At 59.0% G+C, this 13,492-nt stretch carries 14 protein-coding genes; 8 read left to right on the top strand and 6 right to left on the bottom strand.

Going from position 1 to position 13,492, the window contains the following annotated elements:
* Positions 1–72 precede the first annotated feature (72 nt).
* Both merR and Q674_RS37335 read left to right on the top strand, forming a co-directional pair.
* Entirely contained in the window at positions 73–507 is a 435-nt protein-coding gene (gene merR, locus Q674_RS37340) for an Hg(II)-responsive transcriptional regulator (protein WP_023009768.1), read from the top strand.
* 2 nt (positions 508–509) lie between these two features.
* Positions 510–1,580, top strand: a complete 1,071-nt coding sequence (locus tag Q674_RS37335; protein ID WP_023009767.1) for an ADP-ribosylglycohydrolase family protein — start codon at positions 510–512, stop codon at positions 1,578–1,580.
* A gap of 8 nt (positions 1,581–1,588) precedes the next feature.
* Here Q674_RS37335 and Q674_RS37330 read toward each other — a convergent pair whose 3' ends face one another.
* Positions 1,589–2,347, bottom strand: coding sequence for an alpha/beta hydrolase family protein (locus tag Q674_RS37330; protein WP_031210422.1), 759 nt, complete (start codon positions 2,345–2,347; stop codon positions 1,589–1,591).
* A gap of 171 nt (positions 2,348–2,518) precedes the next feature.
* Between Q674_RS37330 and Q674_RS37325 the strand changes: the two genes are divergently transcribed.
* The gene (locus tag Q674_RS37325) at positions 2,519–3,853 is read left to right on the top strand and encodes a patatin-like phospholipase family protein (protein WP_227501255.1); all 1,335 of its coding nucleotides are present in this window, start codon (positions 2,519–2,521) and stop codon (positions 3,851–3,853) included.
* Here the strand turns inward: Q674_RS37325 and Q674_RS37320 are convergent.
* Positions 3,831–4,265: a hypothetical protein gene (locus Q674_RS37320; RefSeq protein WP_023009764.1), complete on the bottom strand. Its 435-nt coding sequence runs from the start codon at positions 4,263–4,265 to the stop codon at positions 3,831–3,833. The genes Q674_RS37325 and Q674_RS37320 overlap by 23 nt on opposite strands.
* Before the next feature lie 222 nt (positions 4,266–4,487).
* Here Q674_RS37320 and Q674_RS37315 point away from each other — a divergent pair, with 222 nt between their 5' ends.
* From Q674_RS37315 to Q674_RS37295, 5 genes are all read left to right on the top strand, one after another.
* On the top strand, positions 4,488–5,663 hold the full coding sequence (locus Q674_RS37315) for an ADP-ribosylglycohydrolase family protein (RefSeq protein WP_023009763.1): 1,176 nt from the start codon (positions 4,488–4,490) through the stop codon (positions 5,661–5,663).
* Positions 5,664–5,730: 67 nt separating this feature from the next.
* Positions 5,731–6,486 carry an amino acid ABC transporter substrate-binding protein gene (locus Q674_RS37310; RefSeq protein WP_023009762.1) on the top strand — a complete coding sequence of 252 codons (756 nt, stop codon included), beginning with the start codon at positions 5,731–5,733 and terminating at the stop codon, positions 6,484–6,486.
* A gap of 25 nt (positions 6,487–6,511) precedes the next feature.
* Positions 6,512–7,186: an amino acid ABC transporter permease gene (locus Q674_RS37305; protein ID WP_023009761.1), complete on the top strand. Its 675-nt coding sequence runs from the start codon at positions 6,512–6,514 to the stop codon at positions 7,184–7,186.
* The gene (locus Q674_RS37300) at positions 7,183–7,929 is read left to right on the top strand and encodes an amino acid ABC transporter ATP-binding protein (RefSeq protein ID WP_023009760.1); all 747 of its coding nucleotides are present in this window, start codon (positions 7,183–7,185) and stop codon (positions 7,927–7,929) included. Before Q674_RS37305 ends, Q674_RS37300 begins: the two co-directional genes overlap by 4 nt.
* 30 nt (positions 7,930–7,959) lie before the next feature.
* Positions 7,960–9,192: an ADP-ribosylglycohydrolase family protein gene (locus tag Q674_RS37295; protein ID WP_023009759.1), complete on the top strand. Its 1,233-nt coding sequence runs from the start codon at positions 7,960–7,962 to the stop codon at positions 9,190–9,192.
* 5 nt (positions 9,193–9,197) lie between these two features.
* Here the strand turns inward: Q674_RS37295 and Q674_RS37290 are convergent, their stop codons facing one another.
* From Q674_RS37290 to Q674_RS37275, 4 genes are read right to left on the bottom strand one after another with little or no spacing between them, the layout of a single operon-like run.
* Complete coding sequence (locus tag Q674_RS37290; RefSeq protein ID WP_023009758.1) at positions 9,198–9,896, bottom strand: SDR family NAD(P)-dependent oxidoreductase; 699 nt, start codon at positions 9,894–9,896, stop codon at positions 9,198–9,200.
* Between the two features lie 51 nt (positions 9,897–9,947).
* Positions 9,948–10,610, bottom strand: a complete 663-nt coding sequence (locus tag Q674_RS37285) for an ATP-binding cassette domain-containing protein (protein ID WP_023009757.1) — start codon at positions 10,608–10,610, stop codon at positions 9,948–9,950.
* Positions 10,577–12,253 (bottom strand): ABC transporter permease, encoded by a 1,677-nt coding sequence (locus Q674_RS37280; protein ID WP_023009756.1) that lies wholly within the window; start codon positions 12,251–12,253, stop codon positions 10,577–10,579. The genes Q674_RS37285 and Q674_RS37280 overlap by 34 nt, the downstream gene beginning before the upstream one ends.
* 35 nt (positions 12,254–12,288) lie before the next feature.
* Positions 12,289–13,491: an ABC transporter substrate-binding protein gene (locus tag Q674_RS37275; protein ID WP_023009755.1), complete on the bottom strand. Its 1,203-nt coding sequence runs from the start codon at positions 13,489–13,491 to the stop codon at positions 12,289–12,291.
* Position 13,492 lies beyond the last annotated feature (1 nt).

The raw sequence follows: 13,492 nt of genomic DNA, 5'->3' as shown, positions 1-13,492 counted from the left end.
CTCCCGGCCTCTGTGATTTCATTCTTACCTGTGAGAAGGTTAATTCCGTAGTCGACTACGGAGTCAAGAGCCATGACCCTCGCAGATAAACAGACAATGACCATCGGTGGCTTGGCAGGCGCCGCGGACATGAATGTCGAGACCATTCGCTATTACCAGCGGCGTGGGTTAGTGGCGGTTCCGGAAAAGCCCTACGGGGGCATTCGTCGATACGATCAGAACGCGCTGGCCCGGCTACACTTTATCCGCTCGGCCCAGTGGCTGGGGTTCAGCCTGGATGAGATTTCCGAGCTGCTGAAACTGGAAGACGGCACCCGTTGCGATGAAGCCCGGGCTCTGGCGGAGCACAAGTTGGACGACGTGCGCCGAAAAATCGCCAGCTTGAGGCAAATGGAATCCGCTCTCGATACTTTGGTTGAGCGGTGTCGGTGCAGTGATGATCGACAGCAGTGCCCGATTATTCGCTCGCTGCAAGGAGATTCTGCCTCACCGATGACGGAGGTCTGACAATGACCGGGACACCAAATGACAGAGCCGTGGGCGCCCTCATGGGCGCATTCATTGGCGAAGCCCTCGGCGTCGGCCCCCACTGGTATTACGACCTGAAACAGCTTCACCGCACCTACGGCAACTGGATTGATGACTACACCACACCGCAACCGGGACGGTTCCATCACGGCCTGGAGGCAGGCCAGAACAGCCAGTCAGGCTTCATACTGGAGCTTATGCTGCGCTCGCTGGTTGAACGCCAAGGTTATGATGAAGCGGATTTCTGCCAGCGTATGGATCGGGAGCTTTTCCCCCTGCTGGACGGACAGCCCCACAGCGGACCGGGCCATTACACCAGTGAGTCCATCCGCCATGCCTGGAAGCGCCGTGTCGCTGAAAAACGGCCCTGGTACGATATCGGAGGTGCTGCCGATACCACCGAAGCCATGGAACGAACCCTGGCCATTGCCGTACGCTACGCAGCAGAGCCTGCCAGGATGTCCCAGGCCATAGCCAATAACACCGCTCTGACCCAAAGCAGCGAGACCATGCTCTCGGTGGGCGTTGGTTTTGGTTGCATTCTGGCCAGGCTGGTCGAGGGAAACCCTCTGGATGAGAGTATCTCACAGCAACCTCTTCAGTGGCTTGCAGACGATGCGTTGGCGTTTGCGCCGGTCACCACCCGAAAGCCGGCGCCGGATCACCCGGAGTTGCCGCTGAGAGCCAGGCGCCATATTGTGAGAGACGCCCTGTATGTTGCCTCCGATATTGCCGGCATGGCCGCCGATCCGGACACCCGCATAGAACCCGCCTGGAAGGTCTCCCGCCTCTTTGGCATGCCCTGCGCCTTCTATCACCAGCTACCGGCGGCCTATTATCTGGCGGCGACATTCAACGATGATTTTGAACAGGCGGTCCTGCATGCCATCAATGGCGGTGGCCAGAACCAGTCAAGGGCCATGCTGGTCGGAGCGCTGGTGGGTGCCCAGGTGGGCCTTGACGGCATCCCGCAGCGATTCCTGGGGGGACTGGAACGCTCGCGCGCACTGCAAGAGCTTGCCAGCGCTCTGGCTCGGCAGATACCTGACTAGCCGCGCCGTTATAGATACCGACTCGACCAGGCCACCAGTGTATCCGCCACATACTCGGCGTCCACTGCACTGGTCAGCAAATGATCCGCCTTATCCAGAGAGATAAAACTCTTGGGGTGTTTCGCGGCCTGATAGATGGTGGCAGCTTGACTGATTTCCACCACCTGATCGACCGGCGAATGGAAAATAATCAGTGCTTTTCGCAGGTTACCGATGTGGTCCGGGCTATTCCACTTCACCAGATCATCCAGCATCTGCGACTTCACATTGAACTTGCGGCCAGCCAGTGAGACTTCAGCTTCACCACGTTCACGAATCTCACCGGCCTTGCTGTCAAACAGGTGCTGAACGTGATTGGCCGTGGCCGGCGCACCTATAGTGGCAACGGCTTCCACGAACGGCATGCGCTGGGCGGCCGCCAATACTGCGGCACCTCCAAGGCTATGGCCGATAATCATTCGGGGTGCTTCATTGTGCTCTTCGAGAAATTGGCCGGCAGCCAGCAAATCCTCGATATTGGATGAAAAACTGGTATTGCCGAAATCGCCGTCACTGTTGCCCAGCCCGGTAAAGTCAAACCGTAATACGCCAATGCCGTGTTTTGCCAGAGCCCGGCCAATGCGGGACGCCGCGGCAATGTCCTTTCCGCAGGTAAAGCAGTGGGCGAATAGCGCCATTGCCCGTGTCTTCGACTGACTTGGTAACTCCAGCAAGCCGGCAAGTCTTTCGCCTTGGTCATTCGTGAACTCGACTCTGGATCTTGTCATTACGTTTTTCCCTGGCCATGAAATTGATCTATTGTTCATTGACTCATCCAGGGCCGGGATTGTTACACCGAAGGCAACAGAATGACCTATCGTAGTCACCCGAACACCAGGAGCATACCAGCAGGCCTCTGTGCGCTGGCACTAATGGCTCTTGCAATCAGCGGTTGCTCAATGACAACGCTTAATACTCAACTGGGCGAGACTTCCCTGGAACCCGCCTACGACTTTGAATCCCGGTTGCCCGACAACGATGACAGGTTGTTTATCGTTCTGGCGTTTTCGGGAGGCGGCACCCGCGCCTCGGCGCTGTCCTATGGCGTACTGAACGCCCTGCGTCAGGAAGAGATCACCATTGATGGCAAGGACCACAGGTTACTGGACCAGGTTGATGTGATTTCCGCAGTTTCCGGCGGCAGTTACACCGCCGCCTACTATGGCCTGTTCGGCGATCGGCTGTTCGAGGATTTCCGCGAACGCTTTCTGCTCCGCAACTGGCCTCGCACCTACGGCTGGGTGCTGGCAAACCCAGTCAATATGGCAAAGTTGGCATCACCCGACTTCAATCGCTCCGATCTTATGGCCAGGTTTCTCGATGATCGGATCTTCGATGGTAAAACCTTTGCAGAGCTCTCCCTTGGGGCCCTTCCTTTCGTCATTATCAATGCCACGGACATCAATAATTCGCTGACCTTCAGCTTTATACAGCAACAGTTTGACCTGCTCTGTTCCGACCTCAACAGCTACCCCGTCAGCCGCGCCGTCATGGCATCATCCATGGTGCCTCCGGCGTTTGCGCCTCTGCGGCTTCGAAATTATCCGGAATGTCATGACAAAACCAAACCATGGATCAACCAGGCCCTGCAAGACCGTGAGCTGCTGTCTCGGAAGTTTGCGGTTGCCCAGGGGCTATCCCGGTACCTTGATCATGAAGAGATGCCGTTCCTTAATCTCGCAGACGGCGGCATTACCGACAACATCGGAGTTCGCGGCTCAATGATGAGCCCCGTCGCCCACCGGGGCGATGTTGAGAAGATGGCAGGAGCCTTTGGCCCGGAGGCTCTGGGCAAGGTTGAGCATGTGTTGGTCGTTCTGGTGAATGCCCAGGTCTACCCACCCTATCCGTGGGCAGTTTCTGGTGATGAACCCGGGAATCTCGAAACCCTTGAAGCCTCTTTTGATGCCGCGTTAAACACGCTCACCACTGAGAACATTGCCCAGGCACGTAGAGAATTCCTGGCCTGGGGCGCGAATATTACCCAGAAGCGCCCACCGGACCGACCCGAAGTCAGCGTTCACTTTGCAACCCTGACCTTCAATCAGGTCGATGATTCCGCCAGACGAGCAAAGTACAACGCCCTGCCGACGGCCGCCCTTCAAAGCCAGGAAGTTGATGCCCTGACGGCTCTGGGGGGAGAGCTTTTGGAACAATCGGAAGCTTACCAGCAATTCCTTGACAGTGTTGCCCAGTTAACCAACTGGGAGACTAAAACCGATACTCGGCCATGAATGAACCAAAACTGTTCCGGGGGTCCTCACTGGCAGGAAGATTGTCCTCATCCACTGTGTCCGTAGACAGCCAGAGACTCAGATGGGCACCGTAAAAGGTGTCATCGTTGAATCCGTAGAAACTGTTTCCCCAACCAAGAAAACCGACGTAAGGCACGTCATTCACGATGAGCTCCGACCGTTCGATTTCAGACGGCGTTTCATTCAAGGAGTCAGCCACGGGCGAGGAAACCACAACCGAAGTGCCGTTGGTGAACTGGTTGTCTGAACTCAGAATAATGTCATTGGTAAGTTCGAGCCTTATGGTCGCCAGGGAACTCGCGGGAAAAACCCCGACTGACAGAACCAGAACGAAAATCATCCGCTGGGCGTTAAGCAAAAGTGCGTCCTCCAATCGGTTCAGGTGGGCCAAACCAATCTTCTCGATTAGTTGCCGGCATCTGTTAAACGACACCCAAGCACCCGAAACGTTACTGGTCAGCTTTTGCTATTCCATCGCTCTCCGGCGCAAGATGGGCGGAAGGAATGGAAAAAAGTGTTGAGAAGACCGGAGTAACAGAGAAAGAGTTGCTTCGCCGGGCACGGAGCAATTTCATCAATCTCGAGTTCTGAGACTGAAAAACGAGGATTCCCGATGACCAGCACCATACCCTGCGACCAAAGATCCATCATCGTCGCTGCCCTTGCCGGAGGCTGGGTTGCAGACGCCGCCAGCCTGGGATTGCACTGGCTTTACGACAGCAAGCGCATTCTTGAGGTTGGTGGCCAGTCTCCAGAATTTCTTGCCCCGAAAGCCGAGTACTTTGCCGGAGGCTTCGGCTACTTTGCACACGAAGACAAGCAAGCCGGGGATGTCAGCCATTACGGCGCCGCCATGGGCGTTCTGATTGACAGCCTGCTGGCCAATAACGGAACCCTGAGCATCCGTGATTACCAGCGCCGATTCCGGGCGTTCTTCGGCCCAGGTGGCCAATGGCAGGGTTATATCGACAATCCCACCCGGGTGACCCTGGACAACCTGAGCCGCATCGAACAGGAGGCGATTGCCCAGGCGCAGTCGACCACCACCGTCGAATTGACCGACCAACAGAAACGGGTACTGGTGCAAAAGGTGCTGCCCTACACCCGGCGCCTGAGCGGCGATCAACTGGCGGAACCGGTTCGCAAGGCGATCAGTCTTACCTGGCAGGAACCGGAAATACAGGAAGCCGGCGTTCATCTGGCCGAAACCATTGACCGCGGGCTGTGGCCGACCAGCGGCGCCGACGATATGCAGCTGCCCGCAGTTTCGAAACTATCGCCACTGGTCGCCTGCTATTGCGGCAACGATGACTTGATGGTGGTGACGGAAGCCGCCGTGCGGGTCACCAATCACAATGACGAAGCCGTGGCCTGGGCAAAATGCGCAGCAACACTGCTGGATCACTTGTTCCGCGGCGAGAGTCTGTCAGCCGCGCTGGATGTCGCCACCCCTAACTCACCCGACCCTGACAGCCTCAACAAGGCACGGAACCTTCCCAGTCTGGATGCCGTGGACGCCGGCAATACCTTCGGCCGAACCTGCTATCTTCACGAGGCAATGCCGGTGATCTTCCACATACTGAGCCACGCCAGGAGTTTTACAGAGGCGGTTCGCGCCAATATTCATTGCGGTGGCGATTCCTGTGGCCGGGCCTGGATCATCGGGCCGGCCATGGCCGCAATCCACGGTGTCGGCGGTGAACACGGGATTCCACTAAGCTGGCTGGCGCGAGTGACCGATTCGTCTTCCATTCTCCTGGATATCGAAAGACTGATTTACAGCAGATAATGTGAATCAATGCGCGGTTTTCACCACCGTCTATGCTTGAGGTAGGATGCGTCTGAAAGGAGGGTTTATGAAAACACTACTGATCAATACGTTACTGATGATTTCACTGGTTGCCAGTACATCTCTGCTTGCCCAGGAAGGTCCGCTGAAAGTCGGAATGTCCGGCCAGTATTATCCCTTTACCTTCGTGGAGCAGGACCAGCTCAAGGGTTTCGAGGTGGATGTCATGAAGGCCATCGGCAAGGAGATGGGCCGTGAGATTCAATTTGAAACCGCCAACTTCTCCGGCCTGATGGGCATGCTCGAATCGGGCCGGATCGACACCGTGGCCAACCAGATCACCATCACCGAAGAACGCAAGAAAGCCTATATCTTTAGCGAGCCTTACGTTTATGACGGCGCCCAGGTGGTGACCAAAAAAGGCAACACCGAGATACAGGGCGTGGAAGATCTGAAGGGTAAAACCGTCGCGGTAAACCTCGGTTCCAATTTCGCCGACCTGCTGCGGGAGCTTCCCTACTCGGATCAGATCAACATCAAAACCTACGAGAGCAATCTGGAGCGTGACACCGCCCTGGGCCGCGTCGATGCTTTTGTGATGGACCGGGTCAGCGCCAGCCAGATTATCAAGGAAAAGCCTTTGCCCCTTGAGCTGGCCGGCCCCCCCTTCTCACAGATCACCAATGCCTACCCGTTCCGGGATACTGAGGCAGGCCGCGCACTTCGGGACCAGGTGAACAAGGCGCTGGCCGCCCTGCGAGAGAAAGGCAAGCTTAAAGCCATCTCCGAGAAGTGGTTCGGAACCGACATTACACGGCCCTGAGGGCGCAGGCAGAGGCTGATTGCCCATGGGCATATTAAACGTCGACTATATGCTGGGGCTGGTACCCGTGCTGCTCGGATATCTGCCCCTGACTCTTCAGCTGGCAGGAACAGGGATGGTGCTTGCACTGATCCTTGCCTGCCTGTTTGCCGTGGTCCGGGTGCTGCGCATCCCGGTGCTCAACCAGCTGACCATCGTGTTCATCTCCTTTTTCAGGGGTACGCCACTGCTGGTGCAGCTTTTTCTGTTTTATTACGGGCTGCCTCAGCTGGTCAGCGCACTGACGGTTATCGACGGCATTACGGCAACGATCATGGGCCTGACCATGCATTTTTCGGCCTACATGGCGGAATCAATCCGCGCCGCCATCGTGGGCGTCGACCGAAGCCAGACCGAAGCGGCCCTGTCCATTGGCATGACCAACGGCCAGATGATGCGCCGGATCGTCCTGCCCCAGGCCACGCGGGTGGCGCTGCCCACGCTGATGAACTACTTCATCGACATGATCAAGGCCACCTCCCTTGCTTTTACCCTGGGGGTGACCGAACTGATGGGAGCCACCCAGAAAGAGGCAGCCGGCAGCTTCCTGTATTTTGAAGCCTTCATCGTGGCCGCGGTTATCTACTGGATCGTGGTGGAGATGCTGTCCAAGCTTCAGCACTACCTGGAAATCCGCCTGAACAAGGCCTATAGCCGATGATCAAACTGGAGTCACTGAGCAAGCAATTTGGCAACACCGTCGTCCTCGACGGCATCGATCTGGCGATCGAGAAAGGCGAGATCGTGGTCATTATCGGGCCCTCGGGCACCGGAAAATCCACCCTGTTGCGTTGTATCAATTTCCTGGAACAGCCCACCGCCGGCACAATGACCGTGGGTGATCTGACCGTGGACGTGAACCGCGCCAGCCGCGCGGAGATTCTGTCCATGCGGCGGCGCACGGCCTTCGTGTTCCAGAACTACGCCCTGTTTGCCAACAAGACCGCGCTGCAGAACATCGCCGAGCGGCTATTGGTGGTGGACAAATGGCCAAAGGAAAAGGCCTATAAGCGAGCCCGCGAGATCCTGCAGCAGATCGGGCTGGCCGACAAGGCGGATGCGTACCCCGCCGCCATGTCCGGGGGGCAGCAGCAGCGTGTCGGGATTGGCCGTGCCATGGCCACCGGTGCTGAAGTCATCCTGTTTGATGAGCCGACCTCATCCCTGGACCCCGAGTGGGTGGAGGAAGTGCTCGGTCTGATGAAGCAGCTGGCCGCAGAGCGCCAGACCATGATGGTGGTGACCCATGAAATGTCGTTCGCCCGGGATGTGGCCGACCGGGTGATCTTTATCGACGGCGGGCGCATTGTGGAGCAGGGGCCGCCCAGTGAGATTTTCCACCATCCGCAAGACCCCCGTACCAAAGACTTCCTGAAGAAGATCCTGGCTACCAACCCGGTTTAAGATGGCTCCAGAGACAGGGGGTTTGAACCTATGAGCAAGTCCGTTATCCGGCGAATAGAAAACGCCCTCTGGGGCGCGTTCATTGGCGATGCACTGGCCATGCCGGCACATTGGTTCTATTCCCGCGAGCGTATTCGCGAGCAGTTTCCAGGAGGCATTGACCAGTATTACCCCGCGCCGCATCCCCACCCGGATGCCTTCATGCTGGGCATGACCTATCAACCGGACGTGGCAAAGGCCGAGTCCCTGGGGCGGCCCTACGATATCCTCCATCAAAACGCCCGCTTTTATCGCACCAGCTACACTCAATTCGGCTTTTCCCTCGACGAGCAGGACGAAGAGCACGGCAACGCCACCGCCGCCCTGGATGAGCGAATGCATTATCATCATGGCCTGAAGGCCGGCGAGTCGACCCTGGGGGCAAGTCTGGTCCGGGTGTTGATGCGCTCGGTGATTGCGCGCGACGGGTACAGCCAGGACGGATTCCTCGACGATTTCATTCACTATATGACCCAACCCCGTGACACCGACGATCCCTACACCGAAATCTACCTGCGGCGCTGGTTCGAAAATTACAGTCGGGGCGTTGCACGGGAAAACTGTGCCGAGCAGCAACGCCGGGTATGGTCTATTGGCAGCGTTGGCGGGCTGATGCGGCCATTGGTGCTGGCACTGCTAAATCCAGGCAACCCCTACCTGGCCACCGGGATGGCGCTGGGCCACCAGCAACTGACCCACCGCTCGGAGTTGGTCAGCAGCGGTCTTGGCCTGCTGGTGCCGGTATTGCTCAGACTCGTGAACGGTGAAGCGCCGGAACCGATTTTCAGGGAATTGCGACATCAGCTTCCGGTGCCAGCCGTGTCCGGCCAGTCCCTGTTCCAGACCTACCGTGACCATGACGGACCGGGCAATATCCCGAAAGACGAAACCTGGCGCCTGCACATGCGCTTTCTGGAGGGGAACGCCGCCGCCAGAAACCCGGACTACTTCGCTACCGCCTGCTATGTCGAACAGGCCTTACCGCTTATGGCAGCACTGGGCCAGCAACAAAACGCCGGTCTGATCGCAACACTCCGGGCCAACGCCGAGGCCGGTGGCGACAGCGTGCACCGGGGCATGGTCTTGGGCCTGCTGCTCGCAGCGGCCATGGATGATGTGCCGGAACACTGGAAAACCGGGCTGAAAAACCACGACGACCTGGCAGAGGAAATCCGCCAATTTGCCGTTATTGCCACCAGGGGCGACGGCCACCTGGTGCTATAACGAGGTCACCAGGTTTCCCCGAACGGCCGGATATCCAGCTCATGGGTCCAGGCGGAGGCATCCTGCTGGCAAAGGTTCCACACGGCATCTGCCACCGCGCAGGGCTGCACGAAAAACTCATCCGGTTTGTCTGGCAGCATCTGGCGGGTGCGGGGCAGATCCACTACGCCGTCGATCACCACATTGGCCACATGGATTCTCTCCGGCCCCAATTGCCGGGCCAGGGACTGGGCCAGACTGCGTTGGGCCGCCTTGGCCGAGGCAAAAGGCGCGGTGTTTGCCCGGCCCCGGGTTGCCGCCGAGGCACTGGTAACGATGATGCTGGCGCTGTCCTGCTGGCGCAATTGCGGCAATGCGGCTTTGGTGGCCGCCACAAGGCCGCCAACATTGAGGCGCCAGTTGGCTTCAAATTCCTCCAGTGTGGCGTCCTCCACGTTTTTGAAGGCGCCTCCACCAGCGTTATACAGTAACACCGACACCGGCCCCAGCGCGCTCTTGATGTCAGACAGCACTGCAGCAATCTGCTCCGGTTCCATCATGTCGCAGGTAAACGCATGGGCGCCGTCCACGGAGCTCTCAAGCTGCTTCAGGTAGTCCTCGCTGCGGGCCAGCATGGCCACCTTGTATCCCTCGCGGCAGAATCGCCGTACGAATGCCTCGCCGTTGCCGGGGCCGACACCCATCACCACACAGACCCTGTTCATGACTTACCTACCTCTCTGTAAATCTCGTTCGTTGCATGAAAGAACAGCCAGTCAATCAATTGTAACAGTACGTCCACCGGCTGCTTCGGCATCTTCCTGATCGTGTGTTACCAGCATAGCAGGCACATTCTGTTGCCGGAGATGCCCGAACACCGTCGCCCTAAGCTCACGGCGCAAAGGCGCATCCAGTTTTGAGAAGGGTTCGTCCAGTAGAATGGCCCTGGGCCGGGACAGGATAAGCCGTACCAGCGCCGCCCGCGCCCGCTGGCCTCCGGAGAGCGTATCCGGATCACGCTGACCCAGCCCTTCCAGGCCCACGCTGGCCAGGGCGCTCTCGACGCGCTCGGCCATATCCGCCTTTGCGCCCCGGGCTCCGAACCGCACATTGCCCGCCACCGACAGATGGGGGAAAAGCAGCGGGTCCTGGAACAGCAGCCCCACGCCGGTCTGTTCCGCCGGTCTGCCGGTAATGTCGTCACCGTCCAGTATGGCGCGGCCGGTGGCGCGAAAGCTGGAGGACATAAACCCCGCAATCCAGGCCAGCAGTGTGGACTTGCCGGAACCCGAAGGGCCCATGATGGTGAGCACCTCACCGGGCCTGATGGTCTCGTTCAGTGCCAGAAGGTGATGTCCGTGCAGTTCCAGAGAGACATTCTGCAGGTGCAGACAGCCGTCGTCCGCTAAAGGGCCTGCATGCCCCGGCGTTTTTTCCATAGTAACCTCGGAATCAGTAAGGCCAGCAAAAAGCCGATAAAGGGCGTCAGCGCCTGCACCATGGCCCAGACGCCAATCAGACGACGATCCCCGCCTGAAGACAGCGCAACCGCTTCGGTCGTGACCGTGACAATACGCCCGCCGCCCAGCATCTGCGTCGGCAGGTACTGACTGACGCTGATCGCCACACCCAGTGCCATGGCCGTGAGCACCGGGCGCAGCATCATCGGAAGTCGGATACGCCAGAAAGCCTGGTTCACGGAGAGGCCCAGAGATCGCCCCAGCACAACCCACCGCGAATCAAAACGCCGGTAGGGCTCCACCAGCGTCAGATAGACATAGGGCAGCACGAACAGCAGGTGTGCCCAGACGACCACCCAAAGTGTCGGTGCCTGTCCCAGCATCTGGCTGAGCACCGTAATACCGGACAGAAAACCCACCTGTGGTACCAGAAGTGGCAGGTAAAGCAGCCACAAGGCCCGGGTTGCCGGCCGGTTGCGGCGCTGTTCATTTTCCAGCGCAGCAAGCACCATCACCACCGCCAGCAACGATGCGGCCAAGGCAATAACAAGCGTTGTAATGAAGGGGCCAGTCAGATCCGGAAGCGCGCCTGACCAATGATCGAGGGTAAGCGACAGGGGCCAGCTGGCCGGAAAGCGCCAGAAACCTGCCACTGAGTTCAGCGCCAGGGCGAACAGGCCCAGAACCGGCAGGGCCGTTGCCACAATCATGGTGCCCCGGCCAGTGATCTGGAGCGTCCGATCACCGGTTTGCCGGTTACCGCCACCCACCCAGGCCCAGAAAGCCTTGCCCACCAGTCTTTCCAGACACCACCATGCCCCGAGCGCAGACGCCGTGACCACAAGTTGCAGGAGTGCTCCCGCCGAGGCCAGGAACCTCAGGGACAGATCCGGGTCGTTGAACCACTGCACCACCTGGACGCTGAGCGTGGCCGGCAGATTGGGTCCCAGGATCATGGCCACATCGACGGTGGATGTGGCAAATGCCAGCACCGCATACACGGGAAGGCGGATCAGCGGGTAGAGCGCAGGAGCCACCACCTTGAACCAGGCGATCCGGGGCCGGTACCCCAGGGAGCGCGCCAGCATCACCCGCTGGCCTGCGTTCATCTGGGGCAGCGCGGCCAGGCTGACCAACAGCAGAAAGGGGATCTCCTTGAGTACCAGACCACTGATCAGGGACAGCCCCATCGGATCGTTGAGCAGGAGCAGGTCCGGTGGCCGCTCAAGCCCTGTGAGAGAGGGCGAGACCCATCTCAGTAGCAGGCCCGAAGGCGCCACGAGAAACGCGAAACCGAAGGCCGCGGCGGCGTGGGGAATAGACAGCAGCGGAGAGATCAGGCGCTGAATCCAGCGGTCGAACCGGCTGTTGGCAACGGTGGACAGGAACAGAAAGACCACCACCAGCGACGTGCCGGTGGCAAGCAGGCCAGTGCCGAAGCTCACTGCCACCGAGCGCAGGATTCCGGGCGTTGACCCCAGCTCAAGCCACGGTCGGACCGACCAGTGTTCGCCCCCGAGTACCGGCAGGTAGCCGAACGCCGGGGGCAGGGTCAGCAACGTCCCGCCAACCACAGGGACCACCAGACTGAAGATGATAAGCCAGGGGCCGAGCCTCAGCATGGATCAGTTCTGTACTTCAAAGCGATGCACACCCATCAGCTTCCGGAATACCGTTTCAACCAGGCCGACTCCAGAGCCTCTACCCAGCTGGCATGGGGTTCTTCAACAACTCTTTGAAGCTCCGCTGCGGTGACACCGCCCTTGGGGCTGGGTAAAGCCTCAAAGGCCGCCCGTTGCTGCGCGCTGAGCTGGTCCATGTCAAGCACGGTCAGGCTGCCCCAATTTTCCGGGTTCTGCTTGTGGGCCTGCGCTTCCGGAGACAGCAGGAAATTGGCCATCACCATGGCTCCGGCCTTGTGCTGGGCATTGAAAGGAATGGCCAGGAAGCTGACGTTGCCTATGGTGCCGCCATCCAGAACATAGCTCTCGACGGTGGGCGGTAACTCGTTATTGGCAATGGCGGCTGGTACCTCGGCCGGACTGAAAGAAAACGCCAGGCTCAGGGCGCCATCACCCATCAGACGACGCAGTGCCGGCCCGTTATCCGGAAAGTTGCGACCGGAACGCCAGAGGTGGGGATGGAGCTGATCCAGAAAGGCCCAGAGTGGTGCAGTCACGGTCTCGAAATCGGCATCACTGACCGGGCCGTAAAGGGCCTTCCGGTCATTGGTGAGCTCGATCAGAGCCTGCTTGAGAAAGGTCGTGCCAAGAAACTGTGGGGGTTTTGGGTAGGAAAACTCTCCAGGGTTTTTCTTTGCCCAGGACAGAAGCTCCGACATGGAACCCGGGGGATTGTCGGTCAGTGACTGATCGTAATAGAAAACCACCTGGGCCTTGCCCCAGGGCGCTTCCAGACCCTCAACGGGCACCGTGAAGTCGGTGGTGACGGCCGAGTTGTTCTCCGGATCGGTCAGAGGGAAATTCGGTAACCGCTCCACCCAGGGGCCAAACAGCAGGCCCGCCTGCTTGAGAGTCGCGAAGTTTTCGCCGTTGATCCAGATCAGGTCTACCGCCCCTTCTTCGGTATTACCGCCCTGTTTTTCGGCAACGACTCGAGATACCGCTTCCGCCGTGTCCCCCAGTTTCACGTGGACCAGATCAATATCGTAACGCGCCTCAACCTGCTCTGCGGCCCAGCGAATATAATTGTTGATGTTGGACTCCCCACCCCAGGCATTGAAATACACGGTCTGTCCGCGGGCCTGATCCAGCACCCCGGACCATTCGTCGGGAACCTCGGCCTGAGCGCCCAACGGCAGTGTAAGGCCCAGCGCCAACGCCAGAAAGAGTTTGTTCATG

The organism is Marinobacter sp. EVN1 (assembly GCF_000475375.1).
GTDB lineage: Bacteria > Pseudomonadota > Gammaproteobacteria > Pseudomonadales > Oleiphilaceae > Marinobacter > Marinobacter nauticus.
The sequence above is the reverse complement of the archived record's forward strand: the minus strand, read 5'-3'. Positions and strand labels throughout refer to the sequence as shown.

Bases quoted from the DNA above. Each gene is read 5' to 3' on its own strand.
- Q674_RS37335 (WP_023009767.1), top strand. From the start codon at position 510: ATGACCGGGACACCAAATGACAGAGCCGTGGGCGCCCTCATGGGCGCA.
- Q674_RS37275 (WP_023009755.1), bottom strand. From the start codon at position 13,491: ATGAACAAACTCTTTCTGGCGTTGGCGCTGGGCCTTACACTGCCGTTG.
- Q674_RS37285 (WP_023009757.1), bottom strand. From the start codon at position 10,610: ATGGAAAAAACGCCGGGGCATGCAGGCCCTTTAGCGGACGACGGCTGT.
- Q674_RS37305 (WP_023009761.1), top strand. From the start codon at position 6,512: ATGGGCATATTAAACGTCGACTATATGCTGGGGCTGGTACCCGTGCTG.
- Q674_RS37330 (WP_031210422.1), bottom strand. From the start codon at position 2,347: ATGACAAGATCCAGAGTCGAGTTCACGAATGACCAAGGCGAAAGACTT.
- Q674_RS37280 (WP_023009756.1), bottom strand. From the start codon at position 12,253: ATGCTGAGGCTCGGCCCCTGGCTTATCATCTTCAGTCTGGTGGTCCCT.
- merR (WP_023009768.1), top strand. From the start codon at position 73: ATGACCCTCGCAGATAAACAGACAATGACCATCGGTGGCTTGGCAGGC.
- Q674_RS37300 (WP_023009760.1), top strand. From the start codon at position 7,183: ATGATCAAACTGGAGTCACTGAGCAAGCAATTTGGCAACACCGTCGTC.
- Q674_RS37315 (WP_023009763.1), top strand. From the start codon at position 4,488: ATGACCAGCACCATACCCTGCGACCAAAGATCCATCATCGTCGCTGCC.
- Q674_RS37290 (WP_023009758.1), bottom strand. From the start codon at position 9,896: ATGAACAGGGTCTGTGTGGTGATGGGTGTCGGCCCCGGCAACGGCGAG.
- Q674_RS37310 (WP_023009762.1), top strand. From the start codon at position 5,731: ATGAAAACACTACTGATCAATACGTTACTGATGATTTCACTGGTTGCC.
- Q674_RS37325 (WP_227501255.1), top strand. From the start codon at position 2,519: ATGACAACGCTTAATACTCAACTGGGCGAGACTTCCCTGGAACCCGCC.
- Q674_RS37295 (WP_023009759.1), top strand. From the start codon at position 7,960: ATGAGCAAGTCCGTTATCCGGCGAATAGAAAACGCCCTCTGGGGCGCG.